A 23,576-nucleotide genomic window follows, 5' to 3' on the forward strand; every position below is an offset into this window, starting at 1 on the left:
TTACGTAATGAATATTTTAGCTCACTTACATTTAGCCACCTTGGCTAATAGTTCGTTAATTGGTAATACCGTTGCCGATTTTGTCAAAGGTGATCCCTATTTGGCGTATCCTAAAACGATTGCTGACGGCATTATTCTGCATCGAAAAATTGATAGTCTGATTGATAGCTTGCCGGAAGTGCAACAAGCCAAACAGCTCTTTTGCTCGCCGCATCGGCGTGTAGCGCCAATTGCTCTGGATATTGTCTGGGACCATTTTTTATCAAAATATTGGGCAAAATATGGGCTTAGTATCAGTGTGTCGGAGTTTAATCAATATGCTAAACAGCAGATACAACCCTCTATCAGTGCCTATCCTAGTGAATATCAACATTTTATGCATGCAATGTGGCGAGGGGAATGGTTGGTAAATTATGCGTCGCTCGATTTTGTTGCGCAGGTATTAACTGGCATGGCGTCAAGAAGACCAAAATTAGCAAGGCTGCAAGACACCATTATCGATATTGGTCAACACTACGACGCATTAGCCTCGCTATTTTTTCAGCTTTATCCGAAAATGTGTGACCATGTTAAGCTATTGTCAGCCAGTTAAATTTAATGCTATCGGTCTAAGCTCAATAAAGCTGAGTAAAACCGATAGCAAAGCGTGATGTCATGGTCGCTTAATTTGGAAGTGTTATTTTCCCGTTTTCTATTTTGATCAAATCTTTTGTGTCCGGCGTTTGTAAAATAGGGACTAGATTTTTGGATGTGGCTTGTGGCGCATGGCCAGAATTACCCCCTCGGGCTTTGGCTCGAACTAATTGGCTTTCCGGCAAAGCTGTTTTATTGTCTGAGGTCACGTTAGACCATAACCACTCCATGGCATCTTCACCATAGTAATCTATCGCAAGCAATGTATTATCAAATGGTGCGGTACCGTCTAAATAACCGGCATTTTCAACTTCAATATAACGCAGTTGTGATGCCGGGCCTTCAATCTTACTATTTAAAGCCACATATGCCCGTGAGGTGTCATTTGGTAACTGTTTAACATTATTGGCACCATGCACAATAATCGTTTTTTTATTGCGTAAATCACCCGTAGCTAACACTTGCTTATGCCCATTGATGACTCTTGGATCGTTTATTTTTTCCCGTAAGCAAATTGCTCCTTTGGTACCATAATCAATTTTTCCTTGGGTCTCTGTTTGGGAATAAAATTCACGACGGGGTGATAAGAGATCTTTGTTTTCCACCAGATCTAAAATAGTGGCATCATCTCCATTCCAAACCGGCAAATGTCCATTGGACAGACCCCATATTTGTTCAAATGGGATTGCTTGTAACGCTTCAACTTTGCCTTGATACATGATTGGGCTTTGTTGGGTACTTGCGACCGAATAATCGCACATGTTTTCAGTCACATCATATCGACCATAGGCGCTGATATATTGATAAGGAAAGCCGATTGATTCGGTATAGTAAAAATAGGGTAGCTGGTAGTTTAAATCTGCTGTAAATCCGTATGGCTCAAGCTGTTTCAACGCTTCTTCCGGCGTGCCTTGTTTAAGTAAACCGGCTTTTTTTAATGCTTCACAGCGATTAAGCGAATAGAGGTATTTTGATGCATAAGGTACATTATCATCGAATTTACTTGGTTTGATAGCGGAAATGGCACAAGGAATATATAGCGCTGCTTGTGTGCTATAATCGATCAAGGATTTTGGCATCAGCGATTTGGTTTTATTTCCTTTTTGAATAATTAATTGGTTGTTATCAATTGACGGTTGTATTTGAGGATTGACAGCGACAATCCCATTAATAATATTATTGCGATCTAATTCGCCGGCTTTTAATGCGGCGCCCGCTCCGTCACCGGCAGCATAAACTAAAACAATGGTGTTATCTTTATGAAATGAGATCCATTTCTTACTCGGGTATAAATTATTGAGTTCATAAAATGCAAATTCAATCGATTTGATAACATATTCACCCCAACGCTGTTCCGGGTTCATTTTGGAGTGAAGTTGTTTTATTGCGTAACGATTTGGATAGTTTTTAATATAACTTTCATGATTACTAATTTGGGGTTGAAATAAGATATTGTCTTTATCGGTTTTACCGTCCACTGTAAAGCCTTGTCCGGTGGTAATATCATAAACACCATTACCTAATCCTTTATCGTTATAGACAACTGCACAGTTATGGCGTAATCCCCAAAGCCCACGGATTTGCACATCTTTGGCATTATACAGCCCGTCTGAGTCGGTGGCGGGCACTGCAACGATACATGGATTGTTTTTATCAAAATCCAGCGGAATTTGTAATAACATGCCAACTCTTTCATTGACATGATAGGTCGCTAATATTTCACTTCCGGCGATTTTACCGTCAAATAGTGGCGTTAATTTTTCACGTTGGAAACCAAATAGCGAGCCTTCTGCAGTTTTAGCATCAATAAATCGATTGAGTTTCGCTTGTCTCAGCTCTTGGGTGGTTGGATTAGTTGGATCGGCAAAGGTTGGGGCATTATAAGATTGCGTTAATGCAGTAAAGCCAATTCCGCCTGTGACTAAGTCATCACTGTCACCGTCATAGTAATTTACACTGTTAATAGTCAGACCGCCTGGAATTGGATTTCCCGGAATATTTTTATGGCTAAAATCTCTATGGTAATTTGATTCAGTGTCGGCAAGAACGGGATTGGCAACAAATGAGAAAAATATTAATGATGCAATCGTTTTTGTTTTTATCTTTTTTATTGGTAAGTTCATTACTATTATATCCTATCCTTTTTACATCTATTAAGGGATTCAATCTATTAATTATACACAATATTTTACTGATTTTGTGGTAAATTTAAGTTACAAAGTGCCCAAAAGGCTGCAATAATCTTTTCAGATAACCGCCTTTTTTGCACACAGATGCCTATATCAAAAGGTTCCATTAAATTGGTTGACCATTCGATGATTCGTTCTCTGACTCTTTCCGGGCTATTATCCATAACCACTTTCGGTAACAGTGCCACACCACAACCTAACGCGACCATAGAGACAATGGCTTCATGGCCTGAGACAGTCGCATAGATTTTAGGGCTGGTAATTTTTTGCTGTTTAAACCATAAGTCAATGCGGTGCCGACTGGGCCCATGTTCCGGTAAAATAAACGGAATGTGATGCCAGTCGGGGACTTTTTGATGAAGCTTATCGCTAAATGAACTATTGAGTTTCGGGATAAGTAGCACCATGTCTATTTCACCAAATTTTAAAAATTCAACTCCGGACGGTAGTTGTTTTGGTTTACCGGCAATGGCTAAATCAGCTTGGTTGGATTGTATTTTTTCAACTGCATCCGCCGCATCGCCGGTTGATAATTTAATTTCAACTAAAGGGTAGTTAATACGAAATCTATCGAGGATTTCGGGTAAATGGCTATAGGCGGCGGTGACTGAGCAAAAAAGTGTCAGTTCACCCACTAGCTGATGTTTACTTTGATCTAATTCAAGTCTAAGTTGCTGATGTAAGTTAATCATCTGCTGAGCATAACGTTTAACTTTTTCACCCTCAGCGGTAATTTGTACTTGACGGTTATCACGAATAAACAGCGGATGACCAAAGTGCTCTTCCAACCGTTGAATCTGTCTGGATAAGGTCGAAGGGCTAACGTGCATAGCGTCAGCGGTCATACCAAAATGGCAAGTTTCACATAAATGTAAGTATAACTTTAAGTCACGAATATTCATTGTTTATTCCGTTTTATACTAAAACGTTAGGTAAATCTGAAACATCTTGTCAACACAGTGATGCTAATGGATGATTTTCTTGTAATGCAATTATTATGCATAGATAGCGTAATAAGGCAAATAAGATAAACAACTTAAATAGCAATGTATAGCGATACCTGTTAAAATAGCTGATTATTTTTTGTTGGTTGACACAGTAAACTTTATGACAGAACAAGCTTATTTAGATCAAGTAAATACTCGTCGCACTTTTGCGATCATCTCTCACCCGGATGCGGGTAAAACCACCATTACGGAAAAGGTGTTGTTATTCGGTCACGCTATCCAAACTGCCGGAACGGTAAAAGGTCGAGGTGCTAATGCGCAGCATGCTAAATCTGACTGGATGGAAATGGAAAAACAGCGTGGGATTTCAATTACAACTTCAGTAATGCAATTTCCCTATAATGACTGTTTAGTCAATTTACTTGATACCCCTGGACACGAAGACTTTTCTGAAGATACTTATCGAACCTTAACCGCTGTTGATAGCTGTTTAATGGTAATTGATGCGGCAAAAGGGGTTGAGGATCGTACCCGTAAACTTATGGAAGTGACCCGATTACGTAATACACCGATTCTCACTTTTATGAATAAACTTGACCGTGATATTCGTGATCCTATGGAACTGCTCGATGAGGTTGAAAGTGAACTCAACATTATGTGTGCACCAATTACCTGGCCGATAGGTTGTGGTAAATTATTTAAAGGTGTCTATCATTTAGCGAAAGATGAAACCTATCTTTACCAATCCGGTCAAGGTCACACTATTCAAGAAGTGCGCATAATCAAAGGATTAGCTAATCCTGAGCTAGATTCAGCGGTTGGCGAGGATTTAGCTCAGCAATTGCGGGATGAACTTGAACTAGTGCAAGGTGCATCAAATGAGTTCGATTTAGAGGCGTTTTTATCCGGCGATTTAACTCCGGTCTTCTTTGGTACCGCATTAGGTAATTTTGGCGTTGATCATATGCTCGACGGTTTAACTGCTTGGGCACCGGCGCCACAACCTCGGCAAACGGATAAACGTGAAGTTAAAGCAAGCGAGGAAAAATTTACCGGTTTTGTGTTTAAGATTCAAGCGAATATGGATCCTAAACATCGTGATCGGGTAGCATTTATGCGCATTGTGTCGGGTAAATATGAAAAGGGCATGAAACTACGTCATGTTCGTATTGCTAAAGATGTCAATATCTCTGATGCATTAACGTTTATGGCCGGCGATCGTGATCATGTTGAGCAAGCTTATGCCGGTGATATTATTGGTTTACACAATCATGGTACCATTCAAATCGGTGACACGTTTACTCAAGGGGAAGATCTTAAATTTACCGGTATTCCTAATTTTGCTCCGGAGCTGTTTCGTCGTATTCGCTTAAAAGATCCATTAAAACAGAAACAGTTATTAAAAGGGCTAGTGCAATTATCTGAAGAAGGTGCGGTGCAGGTTTTCCGTCCAATTGCTAATAACGATTTAATTGTTGGCGCAGTTGGGGTACTGCAATTTGATGTGGTGGTTGCTCGCTTAAAATCAGAATATAACGTTGAAGCCATTTATGAGCCGGTGAATGTCACCACCGCTCGTTGGGTTGAGTGCGCCGATGCGAAGAAATTAGAAGAGTTCAAGCGTAAATGTGAACAAAATCTGGCATTAGACGGTGGCGACAACTTGTCATATATTGCGCCGAGTATGGTCAATTTAAATCTGACTCAAGAGCGTTATCCGGATATTGAATTTAGAAAAACTCGTGAACATTAATTTACGCTTAAACCCGTAACCTACACACTACTTCCAAATGAGAGCTGATCTGTTCAGCTCTTTTTTTATTATATTGTTTTAGTTAATTTGTATTATTGGTTATCTGTGATACACTCATTACGTTTTTACCTTCCTTAAATGATGATTTGATTGACTTTAATCAGTTTGTTACCTGTCAGCATCTAAAGCAAATTAAAAAATCATCAAATAGTTATCAATACGTTCCACATAAGTTGCTATAACTTTATGTATAGGTATTTTCTTTTAGCTTTATTTAATAAGTTCGACATATAATGGTTTTTTTGGATAAAAACGGGTATGGATAAGATGAAATTTAACCTGATAGTTATTACGGTATTAAGCGTTATGAGTTTTAATACCGCCTTTGCTGTAGATAAAAATATGACAAAATCAATATCATACGAAAAAGTACAACAAAGTGAACGCGATGATCGCCAATATCAAGTTATTGAACTTGATAATAAAATGCGAGTATTGCTGGTTTCCGATCCTAAAGCGGTAAAATCGCTGGGTTCTTTAGCATTGCCGGTTGGCTCATTGCAAGATCCGAAGGATCAACAAGGTCTAGCGCATTATACCGAACATATGGTCTTAATGGGCTCAAAAAAATACCCACAGCCGGCGAGTTTTTCCGAATTCTTAAATCGCCATGCCGGTAAATACAATGCCAGCACAACAGCAAACCGCACTGCATTTTATTTTGAGGTTGAAAATAGTGCGTTTGATAAAGCCTTAGACTATTTGGCTGACGCCATTGCTGAGCCAAACTTAGATCCTAAATTTGCTGATAAAGAGCGAAACGCCGTCAATGCGGAAATGACAATGGGGCGTTCGAACGACGGATTTAGAATAGAGCAGGTTAATGCAGAAACCATTAATCCTCTTCATCCGTCTGCGCAATTTTCTGGCGGAAATTTAGAAACATTAAGTGATAAAGGCAACAGTAAATTGCAAACTGCATTAATTGGCTTTCATGATAATTACTATTCGGCAAATATTATGGTCGGCATCATCTACAGTAGCCAAGATATGAGTCAATTATCTAAGATAGCCAAAGAGACCTTTGGTCGTATTCCCAATAAAAATATTATCGCCCCACGAGTTGATGTATCGGCTATGACATCTGATAGCGTAAGTAAACAGATTGACATGGTGCCGGCACAACCGAAAAAATTGCTGCTGTTACAGTTTCCTATGGAAAACAATTTGGCCGAATTTGCTGATAAAAGTGATGAGTATATCGCCTATTTAGTCAGTAATAGTAGCCCAAATACCCTTTCTGCCCAGTTACAAAAACAGGGCTTGATTGAAGGTATCAATACCTCTTTTGATCCTACCCGATTTGGTAATAGTGGTATTTTTAGTATCAATGTCAGTTTGACCGATGAAGGTCTTTTACAAAAAGATGAAGTCATCGGCGCGATTTTTAACTATTTGCACTTAATCCAAAAAGAGGGAATTTCGCAGGTCTATTATGATGAACTGAAAAAAGTTTTAGCATTGCAGTTTAAATATCAAACAATTGAACGTGATATGTCTTATGTGGAATGGCTATCGGATCAAATGCTGGTCTATCCGACAGCGCACGTGTTAAATTCGGATTATATCGCTGAGCGATTTGATAAATCTGCTATTGCGCAAAGATTACAGACTTTAACGCCGGATAACTTAAGACTTTGGGTGATTTCACCGAATCAATCTACCGATAAAACGGCCTATTTTTTAGATGCGCCTTATAAGATTAAAAATATTACCGATGAACAAAAATCACAATGGGCAACTTTAGGTGCGCACTATACGTTTAGTTTACCAGCATTAAATACTTATATTCCGGACGATTTCTCAATTTCTGAAAATAATAGCGCTCAAGTACTGCCGGCTGAATTTAGCAAACGTGGTAACTTTATCCACTTTGCCAGCAAATATTTTGCCAACGAGCCTAAAGCGGCTATTTTGCTTTCATTACGTAACAATCAGGCATTTAGCGATGCTAAATCGGATGTCGCTTTTGATCTGTTAGACTATATTGTGGGTCGTGATTTGGATCAGTTGCAATTTCAAGCCAGTGTGGCGGGCATGTCATTATCAACCGATTATGATAACGGTTTGTTAATTAAAGCCAGCGGTTTTAGTCAGCACTTACCCGAAATGGTGACCACCATTGTTAATCGATATCGAAATGTGGCCATTGATGATCAGAGCTTAGCGTTAGCTAAATCATGGTATCTTGAAAAGTTAGATAAATTAGATCACGTCAGAAGTTTAAGATTAGCGGTTGAACCATTAAATGGGCTATCGGATTTGCCACATTATATTGAGCGTAGTGAACAGCGCCAAATCACGCAAAATATCACTCGTCAGGACATTATCGCTTACCGTGATATGTTGATGACTCGTTCAGTGCTCTATATGCTCAGTTTAGGCAATTTGTCTAATCAAGACTCACTTGATCTTTATCATTCCATTCAAAAAGATTTAGCGGGAGATGTCGAATTTACGCCGTTTAGCAATTTGGTCATTAAAAAGCCATTACTTGCGCAAATCACTCAGCAAGCGAAAAGCTCTGATAATGCTTTATTAATGAGTTATATTCCTGCGGGTTATGATCGCATTAATAGTGGCATTTTAAGTTATACACTCTCAAAAATTATTGCCCCATGGTTTTATGACCAGTTACGAACTAATGAGCAACTCGGTTATGCGGTTTTTGCCGTTCCGGTCTATGTTGGCGATTCGTTAGGATTAGGTTTTATTGTACAAAGCAATCAGTATGATACCGCTTATTTGCTTAAACGTTATCAAGCGTTATATCCGACTATGTTAAGTAAGTTAGAAGCCTTATCAACGCAGGATATCGAGCAATACAAAAAAGCGGTGCTCGATGAACTGACTATGCCACCGCAAACACTGGAAGAAGAGCTTAATCTTTATTTATCAGATTATCGAAACTCCCGATTTACCTTCGATTCTAGAAATAAAAGAATTGAGCAATTGAAAAAGGTGACTCAGCAAGATTTAATCGATTTTTATCGACATTCGATCATTGAACCAAATGGCTTTGTGTTAGCCTCACAAGTACTGGGTAACAGTAACGATGCAGCTAAACCTAAAGTTGCGATTAAGGAATTTACTGAATATGAAAATGCCGCAGCACTACAAAAAGCCTTAATGGAGTAATCAGCCCAAACGCAGATAAAATCTGAAACATCTTCGCTTAAAATTGGCAATGTTATCACCTTGTGATACACTGCCAAAATTCAAATAGTTTGAGTGAAATATGATTACTGGATCGATTGATTATTGTGCTATTGGGCAGCGTCTACGAGCTTATCGTATTGCCGCCTCTCTTCGTGCTGAAGATGTGGCTGAAAGTCTCAGAATATCAAGAGCGGCGGTATATCGGCTTGAAAAAGGTGAAATTGTTAAGATCGAAACCTTAGAGCGTCTGGCCAATTTATTACAGACTTCTTTAGCAAGTTTACTGGGGATAGATACTGAGTATTACTCCAGTGGCGAAGGTTTTTTCGAACGGATGCGCCAGTTAGAAGAGCAATCAACCCATATTTACTCCCATTTTGATCCTTTCTCATTTTTATTGACGTCGCCAAACTATCTTTCTCATTTAACTATGATGTTAGGCGAATCAAGTCAAACCCTTGATTTGCAAAAATATGCCACCACATTATCGATACTAAAAGATCGTAAAACTCAGTTTTATCAATCTGTACCGAAGGTAATTAATTTAATTAGCTTACGCAATGTGGAACGATTTTTACATATTGGTTTGGTTGGCAATTTAAATCTTTCACCGGGTAGAAAGTCAGAAAGGATGTTATTAGCTCGTGAAGAAGTTTATCATCTCATTGCTTTACTAGAACAGCAATCTTATGCGCCAACTATTGCTATTACGCAGCATGCTATACCGTCGATCACCTTTCAAATCTTTTATCAAAACGATAATCCGATATCGCTGGCGATAAGCCCGTTTCGGTTAGGTGAATTGCCAAATGTGACAACCGGTATTGCTTCCATTACTTCATCTTATGATGCAATTAAACGTTATCGTTTATTATTTGATAAGTTGTGGCAAGATAGCGCTAAAGATCAACAGGCTATCGATCTATTGAAAGCGACCTTAGAAAAATTTTAAAGAATTATCCAAGATATTTAAGAGAGTCATTATGTTATCTTTAACATTACAGCCCATAAAAAAATTCAGTGGCACGATCAATCTGCCCGGTTCTAAAAGTGTATCAAATCGTGCGTTATTACTATCTGCTTTGAGCAAAGGCAACACCCGTTTAACTAACTTACTTGATAGTGATGATGTACGTTATATGCTTGATGCGTTATCGGCATTAAAGGTTAACTTTCAATTATCCCATGACCGAACGATTTGTGATATTCAAGGCATTGGCGGTAAATTGCATTCCGGTGAAGCATTAGAGTTGTTTTTAGGCAATGCCGGCACAGCCATGCGCCCACTTACAGCAGCGTTATGTTTAGCGCAGAATAATATTATTCTCACTGGCGAACCACGTATGAAAGAGCGCCCAATCGGTCATCTGGTTGATGCACTACGTCAAGGTGGCGCCAAAATTGATTATCTGGAAAATGAAGGCTATCCACCACTGCATATCCACGGTGGTTTTAGCGGCGGCAGCATTGAAGTTGACGGCTCTGTTTCCAGTCAATTTTTAACGGCGTTATTAATGGCTGCACCGTTGGCGCCAAATGATACTGAAATTACCATTAAAGGCGAGTTAGTATCCAAACCTTACATTGATATTACAATTAAAATGATGGCGATTTTTGGGGTAACAGTAACAAATAATAACTATCAAAAATTTGTTATCAAAGGTAATCAAACATATCAATCACCCGGTCAGTATTTAGTTGAAGGTGATGCGTCATCCGCTTCTTACTTCCTCGCCGCCGCTGCAATAAAAGGCGGAACGGTGCGGGTCACCGGTATTGGTAAAAAGAGCCTACAAGGCGATACTCAATTTGCCCATGTACTAGAAAAAATGGGCGCTAAAGTGACGTGGGCGGATGATTATATTGAGTGTAGTTGTGATGAGCTTAATGGTATTGATATGGATATGAATCATATTCCTGATGCAGCAATGACCATTGCTACCACAGCGCTTTTTGCCAAAGGGGCAACCACTATCCGCAATATTTATAACTGGCGAGTTAAAGAAACTGATCGCTTATCTGCCATGTCAACCGAACTACGTAAAGTTGGGGCAGAAGTTGAAGAAGGTCATGATTATATCACTATTGTGCCGCCTAAATCTTTAACGCATGCTGAAATTAAAACTTATAATGATCATCGTATGGCAATGTGCTTTTCGTTAGTGGCGTTATCCGATACCCCTGTCACAATTTTAGACCCAAAATGCACAATGAAAACATTCCCTGATTATTTTGAACAATTTAAACGATTGAGCGAATATTAATATGAATAAAATCATCCCTGTTATCGCTGTTGATGGTCCAAGTGGTGTTGGAAAGGGCACCTTATGCCAAGCGTTAGCCAATCACTTCAAATGGCATCTGTTAGATTCCGGTGCGATTTATCGGGTATTAGCGCTGTCGGCACTTAAACAAAATATTGCACTAGATGACAAACGTTCACTTGCTCAACTGGCGTTAACTTTACCGTTAACCTTTGACAGCACGGGTAATGAAGTCAAAGTGCTTTTAAATGGGCTTGATGTATCAAAAGAGATTCGCACTGAACAAACCGGTGGTGCCGCTTCGCAAGTGGCAGCTATTGAGGAAGTCAGACAAGCTCTATTACAGCGACAACGGGATTTTAGACAGGCGCCGGGTCTGGTTGCCGACGGTCGAGATATGGGTACAGTGGTTTTTACTGATGCCCCGGTTAAAATTTTTCTTGATGCAAGTGCTCAATCAAGAGCAGAAAGAAGAATGAAACAGTTGCAAGATAAGCAAAATCATGCTAAATTCGCCGAAATTTTGCAGGAAATCACTGCGCGTGACCAGCGTGATCGTAATCGGGCTGTTGCGCCATTAAAACCGGCAATAGATGCACTAATAATTGATACCACATCGCTTTCTATTCAAGATGTTTTCAATCAATCTATTACGTATATAAACGAAAAACTTGCATTGTAAACGATCTTACAGTGTGAACATAGCTCCATTATAAGGATATAGGTGGAGTATCATAAACAACCCCACAAAACATGAAGTGATGTGGACGTTAATTTTAACTTAAGTATATAAATATGACTGAATCTTTTGCTCAACTCTTTGAAGAGTCTTTAAATCAACTAGACACTCGTTCTGGTAATATGATCCGTGGTACTGTCGTTGCAATCGACAAAGATGTTGTTTTAGTTGATGCTGGTTTAAAATCTGAATCCGCCATTCCAGTAGAGCAGTTTAAAAATGCCCAAGGCGAATTAGAAGTTCAAGTTGGCGACGTTGTTGACGTTGTACTTGACTCAATTGAAGACGGCTTTGGTGAAACAATTCTATCTCGTGAAAAAGCTAAACGCCATGAAGCGTGGCTGACATTAGAAAAAGCAGTTGAAGATGCTGCAACAGTTTTAGGTGTTATCAATGGTAAAGTTAAAGGTGGCTTTACGGTTGATCTTAATGGGGTGCGTGCGTTCCTTCCAGGTTCGCTTGTTGATGTTCGCCCATTACGCGATACTTCTCATATCGAAAATAAAGAAATCGAATTAAAAGTTATTAAATTAGATCAAAAACGCAACAACGTTGTTGTATCACGTCGTGCGGTAATCGAATCTGAAAATAGCGCAGAAAGAGAACAACTTCTTGAAAATCTACAAGAAGGTTCTGAAGTTAAAGGTATTATCAAAAATCTTACTGATTACGGTGCATTCGTTGATCTTGGTGGGGTTGATGGTTTACTTCATATCACTGATATGGCGTGGAAACGTGTTAAACACCCAAGTGAAGTGGTTGAAGTGGGTCAAGAATTACTTGTTAAAGTTCTTAAATTTGATAAAGACCGTTCACGTGTATCTCTTGGCTTAAAACAATTAGGCGAAGATCCATGGGTATCAATTGCTAAACGTTACCCAGAAGGCACTAAAGTAACTGGTAAAGTGACTAACTTAACTGATTACGGTTGTTTCGTTGAAATCGAAACTGGTGTTGAAGGTTTAGTACACGTTTCTGAAATGGATTGGACTAACAAAAACATCCACCCATCTAAAGTTGTAAGCTTAGGTGATGTGGTTGAAGTTGTAGTACTTGAAATTGATGAAGAACGTCGTCGTATTTCTCTAGGTCTTAAACAATGTAAACCAAACCCATGGTTACAATTTGCTGAATCACACAACAAAGGTGATAAAGTTAGCGGTAAGATCAAATCTATCACTGATTTCGGTATCTTCATCGGTTTAGATGGTGGTATTGACGGTTTAGTTCATCTTTCAGATATCTCTTGGAATATGCCAGGTGAAGAAGCAGTTAAAGCTTATAAGAAAGGTGATGATATTGAAGCAGTTGTACTACAAGTTGATGCTGAGCGTGAACGTATCTCTTTAGGTATCAAACAACTTGAAGATGATCCATTTAGCAGCTTCGCTTCTAACTACAAAAAAGGCACAATTGTTAAAGGTAAAGTAACGGCAGTTGATGCTAAAGGTGCAACAGTTGAAATTGCTGACGGTATCGAAGGCTACTTAAAAGCACAAGATATTGCTCGTGAACGTATCGAAGATGCAACTACAGCATTAAAAGTTGGCGATGAAGTTGAAGCTAAAATCGTTAACATCGATCGTAAAACTCGTGCAATTTCTTTATCTGTACGTGCTAAAGATGAAGCTGACGAAAAAGAAGCGCTTGCTGCGGTAAATAACACTGCAACACAAGAAGATGCTTCATTTACTAATGCAATGGCTGAAGCATTCAAAGCTGCATCAAAAACTGAGTAAAAAATATTTATGCAAAGAGTAAAGAGGGCTTGCCCTCTTTTTCTTTTGTGGTATAAAATGTAAAAGTTCTAAGCCACATAAACAAATTAGGAGTGACCATGAACAGATCCGATTTAGCAGAAAAAATAGTCAACTGGCGGGCACACCTTCCTGTGCAACTAGTTGATGATGCTGTTAGAGATATCATCGAGCAGATCGCATTAGCTATGGAAAGTAACGATCGTGTTGAAATTCGAGGCTTTGGTAGTTTTAGTTTAAATTACCGTGCTCCACGTAAAGCAAGAAACCCAAGAACAGGTGGGAATGTTGATGTTAAACATAAATATATTCCTCACTTCAAACCGGGTAAAGAATTACGTGAACGCGTAAACAATGCTGCAAAAGCATAATACTTTACACTCTTGTGTTAAAAAAGCCTTTGATTAACATCAAAGGCTTTTTATTTTCTGATTATTTGAATGGCAATTTCCTACAAATCCCTTTTGTGTTTCTTAGTGTTGATCTTTCCTTGATTAATAACCGAATAGCTAAGACTCAATCCCCTCAAATTTACCCAGCCAAACTTGCAACTTGTTGAAAAAAGTTGGAACATCGCTCCCATTTACTTCTACTGTCAATTTTACTAAAGCGCTGACAAATTAAGATTATCGTTTTATACGATAAGTTATTAACTGCTTATGCGGCAAAGTTATTCAATTGATTTAATCGCAATCATGTTTTCAGTCGGTTGCTTACCCTTAATGTTCTTAGCATCACTGCCTTCTGATAAACAGTGGTATTTAATCGGATCGCTACTGGTGATCTTAAGCTTGTTTAGGCTTATTAAAATGGGCAATGTCCTGCTAGCTATTAGTGTTTTAGGTTTAGGCTTTTTATGGTCTACCCAATATGCTAATCAATATTTAAATAGTATTGAGCCTTATATCGATAAAACTCTGGTTGTGACCGCTCAAGTTGACACCATTGATACTCATTTGGATTCCGCAGAGCGCTCAGCGTATTACATAAAATTTTCGGTGATTGATATTGCCGATAGTGACTTATCCTCCACTTTTCCGTTATCTGTGCTGTGGAGCGATCGGTTAACACCCAAAGCCGGACAGATCTGGCAATTGACCGTTAAAACTCGAGTTGTACATGGTTATTTAAATGAAGGTGGATTTGATAGCCAGCGTTTTGCTATGGCAAACAAAAATTTATTAACGGCTAAATTAATTAATGCCAATTTATTAGACGATAAATTGTCTCTCAGACAAACGGTAGCAGACAGGGCATTGCCCTATATTAATCTATTTAGTTATCGGGGGATTTTACTCGCTTTGGTATTGGGTGATCGCTCACAGTTGGTTGAGCAGCAGCGATTAATGATGATGCAAACCGGTATTGCCCATTTAATGGCGATATCGGGAATGCATATTTTAATCGTGTTTTACTTTAGCTTTTTTATTATCAAACTGATGACGTTTGTTATTCCTCAACGGGGAAATAATATCATTGTGATTTCATTAATTGCATGGGGTGGGGCGCTATTTTATGCATGGCTTACCGGGCTTAATCCTCCGGCATTACGAGCCATATTGGCGTTAACGATTTGGATCTACCTGCGTTACAGGTGTTACCATTTAACCTCATGGCAAAAGGTAAATCGGATTATCGCAATATTATTAGTGTTTGATCCTTTTATGATTTTATCCGAAAGCTTTTGGCTATCTTGCTATGCAGTGATCTGCTTAATTTTCCTATCTCAATGGCTGCCGTTACCTAAATTTAGCCGACGTAAAAAGCGTTACTATTTATTTCGATTATTGCATTTGCAGTTCGGCTTAACGGTTTTGTTATTGCCAATGCAACTGTTGATTTTTCAAGGGATAAGTGTGATTTCATTGTTAACCAATTTACTGGCGATACCTTGTATAACTTTAGTCACGTTTCCTGCTATTTTAATCGCATTATTAGCCAGTATTTTTGATTTATTTCATTTGGCATTATGGTGGTGGTATGTTGCTCAAACATCGCTAAGCGGATTATTTTACGGTTTAGCGCAATTCAATCTGGGGTGGTTGACGGTGCCAGCTGATTTTTATCTGCTCAGCGTCAGTGGTTGGCTGCTGGTGATAGTTATTCGCACCGAATGTTGGCGCCGGTTTAATCTTACCGTTGGCATTATTCTGCTAATGCTTGCTTGTCCTTTATTGCAACCGCTTAATTATCAGTGGCGTTTGGATATGCTGGATGTGGGGCATGGCTTGGCGATAGTTATTCATGACGGGCGAGGTGCTATTTTATATGATACCGGCGCACAGTGGCAAACTGGCTCAGCAGCTGAGCGCGTTATCATCCCTTTTTTACAGCGGCATCGATTAACAGTTGAGGGCATTATTATCAGTCATCAACATAATGACCATATAGGAGGATTAGCGTTCATCACCCGCCGATACCCTAAAGCATGGTTAATGAGCAGTTCTAACCAGTTAGCCAATCGGTACCCATGTTTAGCGGGGAATAGTTTTAGCTGGCAAAACCTAACATTTAACGTGCTATGGCCAACAAAATTGGTAGACAATGCCCAAAATCAAGATTCCTGTGTTGTACAAGTTACCGACGGTCAATTTTCAGTTCTGTTAACTGGCGATTTAGAGCGAAAACAGGAGTATCAATTAGTGTTGAACTATCGTCATAAACTAGCCTCGACCTTTTTGCAAACGCCACACCATGGCAGCAATACTTCGTCAAGTTATCCTTTTTTGTATCACATCAACCCTAAACTCTCGTTCGCATCGACGTCTCGCTATAATGGATGGAAATTGCCGTCTGATAAAGTGACAGCACGATATAAGACATTAAAATTAGATTATCATGTAACAGCTAAAACCGGGCAAATTAGTCTATTTTTTAATAATTCGACCTGGCAAATGAAAACAATGCGGGGACAAATAAACCCAAAATGGTATCATGATTGGTTTGGTAGTTTACCGATTTATGAGTAAAATACTTGCTATCAATAACGATGAAAGCCTTAAACAGTTAACATAGGTAAAATCGTAAAACAGGTTTCATTAACATCATTAAGTGATAATAAAAGATGATTGAAAAAATATGGTATGGTAAAAATAAACTTTATTGGTTACTGATACCATTTTCTTTATTGTATGGTTTGATTGCTTTTGTGCGTCGGAAATTGTATCAAATTGGCTGGTTAAAGTCGTGGAAGTCACCTGTGCCAATTATGGTAATTGGCAACTTATCAGTAGGTGGGAACGGTAAAACCCCGCTGGTGGTTGCTTTAATTGAAGCATTAAAGGCTAAAGGTTTACAAGTTGGCGTGGTTTCAAGAGGCTATGGCGGAAAGGCTCAAAGCTATCCACTCATCTTAGATCACTACATCACCACTGACCAAGCTGGGGATGAACCGGTACTGATTTATCAACGTACTCAAGTGCCGATTGCGGTATCGCCGAAACGGGTGGAAGCGGTGCAAGCGTTATTAAATCGCTATAAATTAGATGTAATTTTAACCGATGACGGCTTACAACACTATGCCTTAGGGCGTGATATTGAAGTTGTGGTTATCGATGCTAAACGCCTATTTGGCAATGGTTGGTGGATCCCGGCTGGCCCCATGAGAGAGCGTAAAAATCGGTTAAAGTCGGTAGATTTAATTGTGTTAAATGGCGAAGGTGGCAATCAAATAGCGCAGCAATATCCGACTAAAACTTACACCATGCAATTAACCCCGCTGTATGCGGTGAATTTGCTGACGCAAGAGAAAAAAGCCTTATCTTCACTAACTAATATTTGCGCCATTGCCGGAATTAGTCATCCGCAACGTTTTTTTGATATGCTTAAGAAAATGAATGCCGATTTAGTGAAAACTGAAGCTTTTGCCGATCATCAACATTTTACTTTATCTTCACTAGCTGATATCGCAAACAAGCAACAAACGTTATTAATGACGGAAAAAGATGCGGTAAAATGTCAGCAATTTGCTTTACCAAATTGGTGGTATCTGCCGATAGATGCGGTTATCCCCGCCAAAGCGATTGAGCAAATCTATTCCCTATTAGAAGATATAAAACTTAACAGAGAGTAAAAAATGAAAGAACTTCTTCTTAGTGCTATTGCTTGCCCGAAATGTCATGGTAAGTTAGAACTCGATAGTGAAAATCATCAGCTGATCTGTACAACAGATCAGCTAGCTTATCCGATAAAGGATTCAATTCCGGTACTACTTGAATCCGAAGCTAAGTCAATTGCACAACCTAAGTCAGTTCAAGAATAGATAAAATATAAGGTTTCTGTTATGAAATTCACTGTCATTATTCCCGCCAGGTACGCATCGAGCCGTTTACCGGCAAAACCCCTGGCTGATATTCACGGCAAACCGATGATTGTTCGAGTTATGGAGCAAGCCAAAAAATCCGGTGCAACCAATGTCATTATAGCAACCGATCATCAGCAAGTATTTGATGTCGTGAGCAGTTATGGCGGAGAAGTTATTTTAACCAGCGACAAACATAATTCCGGCACCGAACGGCTAGCGGAAGTCATTAACTATTATCAATTAGCTGATGATGAAGTGATTGTGAATGTGCAGGGTGATGAGCCATTAATACCACCGGTAATAATCGACCAAGTAGCAGAAAATTTAGTTAAATATAAAACCGGTATGGCAACGTTGGCGGTACCGATCGAATCTGCCTTTGAAGCATTTAATCCCGGAGCGGTAAAAGTGGTGACAGATAAAGACGGTTATGCGCTCTATTTTTCACGTGCAACCATTCCTTGGGAAAGAGACCGATTTGCCCAAATGGCAACTGATGTAAATAGGCAAAGTATTGGCGATTTCTACTTACGCCATATTGGCATTTATGCTTATCGAGCCGGTTTTATTCGCCAATATATTAATTGGGCACCGTCTAGCTTAGAACAAATAGAGATGCTAGAACAACTTCGCGTACTGTGGTATGGTGAAAAAATCCATGTTGCAGTGGCAAAACAGGCACCGGCAATTGGGGTTGATACGCAAGAAGATTTAGACAAAGTCAGAGCATTATTTAAGGAGTAATTAATGGCAAAGTTTAGCGGTTTTACTCAAGCAGGACTCAATTTTTTACAAGATGCTTGGATCAACAACAGTAAACCATGGTTCGAACAACATCGAGCTATTTATGATAACGATTTAGTTAAACCGTTTCGACTATTGGTCGAGCAGTTAACTCCCGATATGTTGAAAATCGATGAGTGGTTTGAAACACGTCCGGCGATTGGTAAAACCATATCCCGTATACATCGTGATACCCGTTTTTCGAAAGATAAATCGCTCTATCGTAGCCGTTTATGGTTAACCTTTAAACGTCCTAATCGGGATTGGAAAGAAGCGCCAGCCTATTTTTTTGAAATTAGCCCCGATTACTATCAATACGGGCTTGGATACTATTGTGCTTCAAAGCAGACAATGGATATATTTCGTGAAGAAATAATTAACGATACCGACAAATTTTTAAAAATGACACGTTGCGTTAAAAAGCCATTTGAGCTGGTTGGTGATTGCTACAAACGACCATTAATTAAAGAACAAGATGAAAAGATTGCCACATGGTATAACCGAAAAAATTTGGCCGTAATGGTAACCAACAATAACATCGAAGATGTACTTAATGGTGAGCTACCCAATAAATTAATTAAAGGATTTAAGCAACTGGTACCGCTTTACGATTACTTAATGCGGGTAGAGATGATTAAAAATATCCCTAATTTATAGCACCTGTGACCTGTTGATTAAATATTGGGAAAGTTTATTACCAACTCTTTTACACCATTAATAATAAATTGTGTGCCAACACAAACCAGTAAAAATCCCATTATTCTGGAAGTGGCTTCAATGCCACTTTTTCCCATAAAACGCATAATACTGCCCGCACTACGCATACAAAGCCAAAGAATATGGCACAGGAGAAGTGGTACCAGTATTGACGAGGCATAGATAACCCAACTAGACACGTTATATCCGCCCCCTTTAACGGTTGATGCCATACTGATGATCATCGCAATAGTACCCGGTCCGGCCGTGCTGGGAATAGCTAAAGGAACAAAAGCAATATTATTTGAAATTTCTTTCTTCTTAGCATCGGCTTCCAGTGTTTTGTGAGAAGGTTGTTGAGGGAAAAGCATTCTAAAGCCAATAATGCCAACAATCATACCACCTGCTATGCGCAATCCGGGAATAGAAATACCAAAGGTATTCATCACCAATTGACCGCAGTAAAACGATACAATCATAATAATAAAAACATAAATACAGGTCATTTTAGACTGATAATTACGTTCTTCGTTGGTCATATCGCCAGATAGACCTAATAACAGCACTACAGTGGTCAAGGGATTGGTTAAAGGAATAAAAAGAATTAAACCAAAGCCGACAGTTTGAATAAGTTCCAGCATAAAATCGATACAGATCCAATCAACATACTGCGACTCAGTATAATTCAAATAAATACAAAATGATATAAGGGCGTAAATTTACGCCCAATATAAGGATAATATTTTGAAAAGATAAGATTAGAATGGAATATCGTCATCAAAATCCATTGGTGGCTCAGGTGTGGCCGGTTGTGCTGCTGGCGCTGTTGGTGCCGCTTGGCGAGGTGCTGCCGGCGCAGATGAAGTGTTATTAGCACTTTGTCCCCAACTTTGTGAACCGTCATTAAAGCTATTATCGCCACTGTTACGTGAACCTAAAATTTGTAATGTACCGCCAATTGGGTTTATTACAACTTCAGTCGTATAACGATCGGCGCCTGATTGGTCTTGCCATTTACGAGTTTGTAATTGACCTTCAAGATAAACTTGTGTGCCTTTTTTGATATATTCGCCAGCAATTTCAGCTAATTTTCCAAACACGACAACGCGATGCCATTCTGTTCGGTCTCGGGTTTCACCTGTTTGTCTATCTTTCCATGATTCTGAAGTTGCAACACTAAAATTAGCGACAGCATTACCATTTGGCATGTAACGAACTTCTGGATCTTGACCTAAGTTACCGACTAAAATGACTTTATTTATTCCTCGGTTTGCCATTATAAACTCCTAAAAATTGCATAAATATTTAAGGTGACTATTGTAACATGAGACAGAATTAACATCATCGAATTTAATTTAATATTGGAATTTTCTCTCCAAATTGTAAAGTTACAGAAAGATTTGCTTAGTCATAGGAATTTTTGACTATAACGAGTATAATGCCAGCCATTTGTTGATGCAAAGTTATAAAACATTTCCCTTATTGGAGGCCTTATGATTAATGCGTTTGGATTAAAAAACAAACAATTAGTAAAAATTAATGAAGGCGATATACAAAATGCAACTTGGATAGATTTAATTGAGCCCGAGGAAGCGGATCGTGATTTTGTTTTGACACATTTAGGTCAAAACTTAGCGACCAGTATTGAACTGGATGATATTGAAGCCTCGGCTCGTTTTTTTGAAGATAATGAAGGATTGCATGTCCACTCTTTCTTTTTTTATGAAGATGCCGAAGATCGTGCCGGTAACTCAACGGTAGCTTTTACTGTACATAATGGCCGTTTATTTACATTACGTGAACGAGATTTACCGGCTTTTCGCTTGTATCGTATGCGCTCACGTTATCAAAATTTAAACGACGGTAATCCTTATGAAGTATTACTCGATCTGTTTGAAGTTAAAGTAGAGCAGTTAGCCGACCAAATCGAAAATATCTACAGTGAACTTGAAGAGTTAAGTTTGATTATCATGGATCGTTCCGCTCAAGAGCATTATGATGAAGCGATCACCTCACTGGCTGAGCTGGAAGATACGGCTTGGAAAGTCCGCCTCTGTTTAATGGATAGCCAGCGAGCGGTTAACTATTTAGTGCGTCGAGCCAAAATGCCGGTTGACCAGTTAGAGCAAGCACGTGAAGTAATCCGGGATATTGAATCACTCGTCCCACATAATGAGTCATTGTTTCAAAAAGTAAACTTTTTAATGCAAGCTGCAACGAGTTTTATCAATATTGAGCAAAGCCGAATTATTAAGATCTTCTCAGTGGTTTCGGTGGTATTTTTACCGCCTACCGTGGTCGCTTCTGCTTATGGTATGAACTTTGAGTTTATGCCTGAATTAAAATGGGAGTATGGTTACCCGTTTTCATTATTATTAATGCTATTAGCAGGTGTGGCGCCGTATATCTACTTTAAACTGAAAAAGTGGTTATAAGTTCGAATTTTGCCATATTAAATATTTACCGCTAACTGGTGAGTTAGCGGTCATTGATTAATTAAATTCAATCAGAGTCAACTAGTTAAACCAAGATAATTAGTTCATAATATAAGCTATTATGCTTTTGGCAACTGATAGATGTAAAAGCTTGCAGTTCAATTAAAAAGAATTTATTTTTTACACAAGGGAATACAATGAGTCAATATGCACTAGTCACTGATATTGGTGGAACCAATGCCCGCTTCGCATTATACAATTTAGCAACCAACGAGCTTTCCGCTATCACCAAAATTCTGATTTCAAAAAACGATGATTTACTTAAACTGATTAAAGATTATTTAGCGTCCCAATCAACGACAATCGATAAGGCTTGTATTGCTATCGCTTGCCCGATTGGTGAAGATGATGTCATTAATATGACCAATAATAATTTATCCTTTTCACGTTCAGCGCTGATTAAAGAATTAAATCTAAGCAAACTTGAAGTGATTAACGATTTTATGGCGGTCTCGAGTTCGATTCCCCAACTACCGAAATCAGATTTGGTAAAAATAGGGGGCGAAGAGCCTGACCTTGATTATCCGATAGCTATTTATGGCGCAGGTACCGGATTGGGCGTTTCTCACTTAATTAAAGTCAATGGCAACTGGATTAGCTTGCCTGGTGAAGGTGGACATACTGAACTGCCGATGACCAATGACGCAGAAGACCGTATTTTAGCTCAGTTGCGCAAAAAATTTGGGCGTGTTTCAAGTGAGCGTTTTTTATCGGGCAATGGTATTGTTAATATTTATCAAGCGTTATTACAGATCCACAATCAACCTGTTGAAGATATGACACCTGATATTATCGTCAAAAAAGCGCTTGCTAATAGTTGTCCGATTTGTTTAGAAACATTAACCTATTTTTGTACGTTTATGGGGCGATTTGGTGGCAACTTAGCGCTAACCCTCAATACGCTTGGTGGGGTTTATATTGCCGGTGGTATTGTGCCACGCTTTATTGAATTTTTTAAAACATCGCCATTTAGAGAAGCATTTGAACACAAAGGACGAATGTCTTATCTGGTTAAAAAAGTCCCGGTTTATGTGATAACGCATGAAGACCCGGGGCTATTTGGCGCAGGTGTTTATTTACAAAATAGTCTTAAGTAGGTAGTCGAGTAAGGTTTTATTTTTATGATGTGGTGTTATATTTATCGTAGTGATAAAAAAGAGAACTGTTATTTATATATGGAAAATGAAAATGATTTTTCCGCAATTCCTGAAAATGTAATGTCAATTTTTGGCAAGCCTGTATTTGTTATGAAAGTATTATTGGACGGAAAACGACGGTTTGTAGTTGGCACTTCTGATGAGATAGAGGAAAAGATCAAGGTCGATGGATTTTTCTTACAAATGTTACATGAAGATGACTTTAAAGTATGATTGAACCATTTTGGCAACACAAAACACTTGAGCAAATGACAGATGATGAATGGGAACAACTGTGTGACGGTTGTGGTCAGTGCTGCTTGAATAAATTAATGGATGAAGATACTGACGAAATCCTATACACCAACGTAGCGTGTAATTTACTTGATTCAAAAACTTGCCAATGTAAACATTATCACAATCGTTTTGACTATGAGCCTGATTGCGTCAAGTTAACCCGTGAAAATCTGCTGACTATTGAGTGGTTGCCTTTAACATGTACCTACCGTTATTTTTCTCAAACAGGCGAACTGCCAGAGTGGCACCCACTGATAACGGGAAGTAAAAAAATGATGCATAAACTTAAAATATCGGTCAGAAATCGGATTGTTTACGAAAAAGATGTGATTTTTTGGGAAGATCACATTCTATAAAAAAGGGAG

21 protein-coding genes are annotated in these 23,576 nt (G+C 38.9%); 17 read left to right on the forward strand and 4 right to left on the reverse strand.

The features are described from left to right. Positions 1-7 precede the first annotated feature (7 nt). The gene (locus J3U37_RS03610) at positions 8-592 is read left to right on the forward strand and encodes an ACP phosphodiesterase (protein ID WP_267373395.1); all 585 of its coding nucleotides are present in this window, start codon (positions 8-10) and stop codon (positions 590-592) included. A 70-nt stretch (positions 593-662) separates the two neighbouring features. Here J3U37_RS03610 and J3U37_RS03615 read toward each other — a convergent pair whose 3' ends face one another. Then, positions 663-2,756 (reverse strand): 3-hydroxybutyrate oligomer hydrolase family protein, encoded by a 2,094-nt coding sequence (locus J3U37_RS03615; RefSeq protein ID WP_267373396.1) that lies wholly within the window; start codon positions 2,754-2,756, stop codon positions 663-665. A 65-nt stretch (positions 2,757-2,821) separates the two neighbouring features. Beyond that, the gene (gene ilvY / locus J3U37_RS03620; protein ID WP_220219279.1) at positions 2,822-3,724 is read right to left on the reverse strand and encodes an HTH-type transcriptional activator IlvY; all 903 of its coding nucleotides are present in this window, start codon (positions 3,722-3,724) and stop codon (positions 2,822-2,824) included. Positions 3,725-3,929: 205 nt separating this feature from the next. Here ilvY and prfC point away from each other — a divergent pair, with 205 nt between their 5' ends. The 12 genes from prfC to J3U37_RS03680 all read left to right on the forward strand — a co-directional run bounded on the left by prfC (position 3,930) and on the right by J3U37_RS03680 (position 19,244). Further along, positions 3,930-5,522 carry a peptide chain release factor 3 gene (prfC, locus tag J3U37_RS03625; protein WP_220219280.1) on the forward strand — a complete coding sequence of 531 codons (1,593 nt, stop codon included), beginning with the start codon at positions 3,930-3,932 and terminating at the stop codon, positions 5,520-5,522. A gap of 318 nt (positions 5,523-5,840) precedes the next feature. Then, entirely contained in the window at positions 5,841-8,720 is a 2,880-nt protein-coding gene (gene ptrA / locus J3U37_RS03630; protein WP_267373397.1) for a pitrilysin, read from the forward strand. 100 nt (positions 8,721-8,820) lie between these two features. Beyond that, on the forward strand, positions 8,821-9,693 hold the full coding sequence (locus J3U37_RS03635) for a helix-turn-helix domain-containing protein (RefSeq protein ID WP_220219282.1): 873 nt from the start codon (positions 8,821-8,823) through the stop codon (positions 9,691-9,693). 31 nt (positions 9,694-9,724) lie between these two features. Further along, positions 9,725-11,005 carry a 3-phosphoshikimate 1-carboxyvinyltransferase gene (gene aroA / locus J3U37_RS03640; protein WP_267373398.1) on the forward strand — a complete coding sequence of 427 codons (1,281 nt, stop codon included), beginning with the start codon at positions 9,725-9,727 and terminating at the stop codon, positions 11,003-11,005. 1 nt (position 11,006) lies between these two features. Further along, positions 11,007-11,687, forward strand: coding sequence for a (d)CMP kinase (gene cmk, locus J3U37_RS03645; protein WP_220219284.1), 681 nt, complete (start codon positions 11,007-11,009; stop codon positions 11,685-11,687). A gap of 113 nt (positions 11,688-11,800) precedes the next feature. Continuing rightward, on the forward strand, positions 11,801-13,483 hold the full coding sequence (gene rpsA, locus J3U37_RS03650) for a 30S ribosomal protein S1 (RefSeq protein WP_220219285.1): 1,683 nt from the start codon (positions 11,801-11,803) through the stop codon (positions 13,481-13,483). Between the two features lie 98 nt (positions 13,484-13,581). Continuing rightward, entirely contained in the window at positions 13,582-13,872 is a 291-nt protein-coding gene (gene ihfB, locus J3U37_RS03655) for an integration host factor subunit beta (protein WP_220219286.1), read from the forward strand. 288 nt (positions 13,873-14,160) lie between these two features. Continuing rightward, complete coding sequence (locus tag J3U37_RS03660; protein WP_267373399.1) at positions 14,161-16,470, forward strand: DNA internalization-related competence protein ComEC/Rec2; 2,310 nt, start codon at positions 14,161-14,163, stop codon at positions 16,468-16,470. A 95-nt stretch (positions 16,471-16,565) separates the two neighbouring features. Beyond that, entirely contained in the window at positions 16,566-17,573 is a 1,008-nt protein-coding gene (gene lpxK / locus J3U37_RS03665; RefSeq protein ID WP_267373400.1) for a tetraacyldisaccharide 4'-kinase, read from the forward strand. A 3-nt stretch (positions 17,574-17,576) separates the two neighbouring features. Next, entirely contained in the window at positions 17,577-17,762 is a 186-nt protein-coding gene (locus J3U37_RS03670; RefSeq protein WP_267373401.1) for a Trm112 family protein, read from the forward strand. 21 nt (positions 17,763-17,783) lie between these two features. Then, positions 17,784-18,548, forward strand: a complete 765-nt coding sequence (gene kdsB / locus J3U37_RS03675; RefSeq protein WP_267373402.1) for a 3-deoxy-manno-octulosonate cytidylyltransferase — start codon at positions 17,784-17,786, stop codon at positions 18,546-18,548. Between the two features lie 3 nt (positions 18,549-18,551). Continuing rightward, on the forward strand, positions 18,552-19,244 hold the full coding sequence (locus J3U37_RS03680; RefSeq protein ID WP_220219291.1) for a DUF2461 domain-containing protein: 693 nt from the start codon (positions 18,552-18,554) through the stop codon (positions 19,242-19,244). Between the two features lie 17 nt (positions 19,245-19,261). Here the strand turns inward: J3U37_RS03680 and J3U37_RS03685 are convergent, their stop codons facing one another. Together J3U37_RS03685 and J3U37_RS03690 are read right to left on the reverse strand one after the other, a co-directional pair. Next, complete coding sequence (locus J3U37_RS03685; protein WP_267373532.1) at positions 19,262-19,924, reverse strand: MarC family NAAT transporter; 663 nt, start codon at positions 19,922-19,924, stop codon at positions 19,262-19,264. 117 nt (positions 19,925-20,041) lie between these two features. Then, positions 20,042-20,560: a single-stranded DNA-binding protein gene (locus J3U37_RS03690; RefSeq protein ID WP_220219292.1), complete on the reverse strand. Its 519-nt coding sequence runs from the start codon at positions 20,558-20,560 to the stop codon at positions 20,042-20,044. Between the two features lie 216 nt (positions 20,561-20,776). On the opposite strand from J3U37_RS03690, the gene corA reads away from it, so the two are divergent. The 4 genes from corA (at position 20,777) to J3U37_RS03710 (ending at position 23,567) form a co-directional block, all read left to right on the forward strand. After that, positions 20,777-21,718 carry a magnesium/cobalt transporter CorA gene (gene corA / locus J3U37_RS03695; protein WP_220219293.1) on the forward strand — a complete coding sequence of 314 codons (942 nt, stop codon included), beginning with the start codon at positions 20,777-20,779 and terminating at the stop codon, positions 21,716-21,718. A 197-nt stretch (positions 21,719-21,915) separates the two neighbouring features. Further along, positions 21,916-22,875 carry a glucokinase gene (gene glk, locus J3U37_RS03700; protein ID WP_267373403.1) on the forward strand — a complete coding sequence of 320 codons (960 nt, stop codon included), beginning with the start codon at positions 21,916-21,918 and terminating at the stop codon, positions 22,873-22,875. A 27-nt stretch (positions 22,876-22,902) separates the two neighbouring features. Next, a complete protein-coding gene (locus J3U37_RS03705; protein ID WP_267373534.1) occupies positions 22,903-23,148 on the forward strand; it encodes a YcgL domain-containing protein in 246 nt (81 codons plus the stop codon). Then, positions 23,145-23,567: a YcgN family cysteine cluster protein gene (locus J3U37_RS03710; RefSeq protein ID WP_220219296.1), complete on the forward strand. Its 423-nt coding sequence runs from the start codon at positions 23,145-23,147 to the stop codon at positions 23,565-23,567. Before J3U37_RS03705 ends, J3U37_RS03710 begins: the two co-directional genes overlap by 4 nt. The last annotated feature ends 9 nt before the right edge of the window (positions 23,568-23,576 follow it).

The sequence above is a fragment of the Gilliamella sp. B3172 genome (genome assembly GCF_026536465.1).
Lineage (GTDB): Bacteria > Pseudomonadota > Gammaproteobacteria > Enterobacterales > Orbaceae > Gilliamella.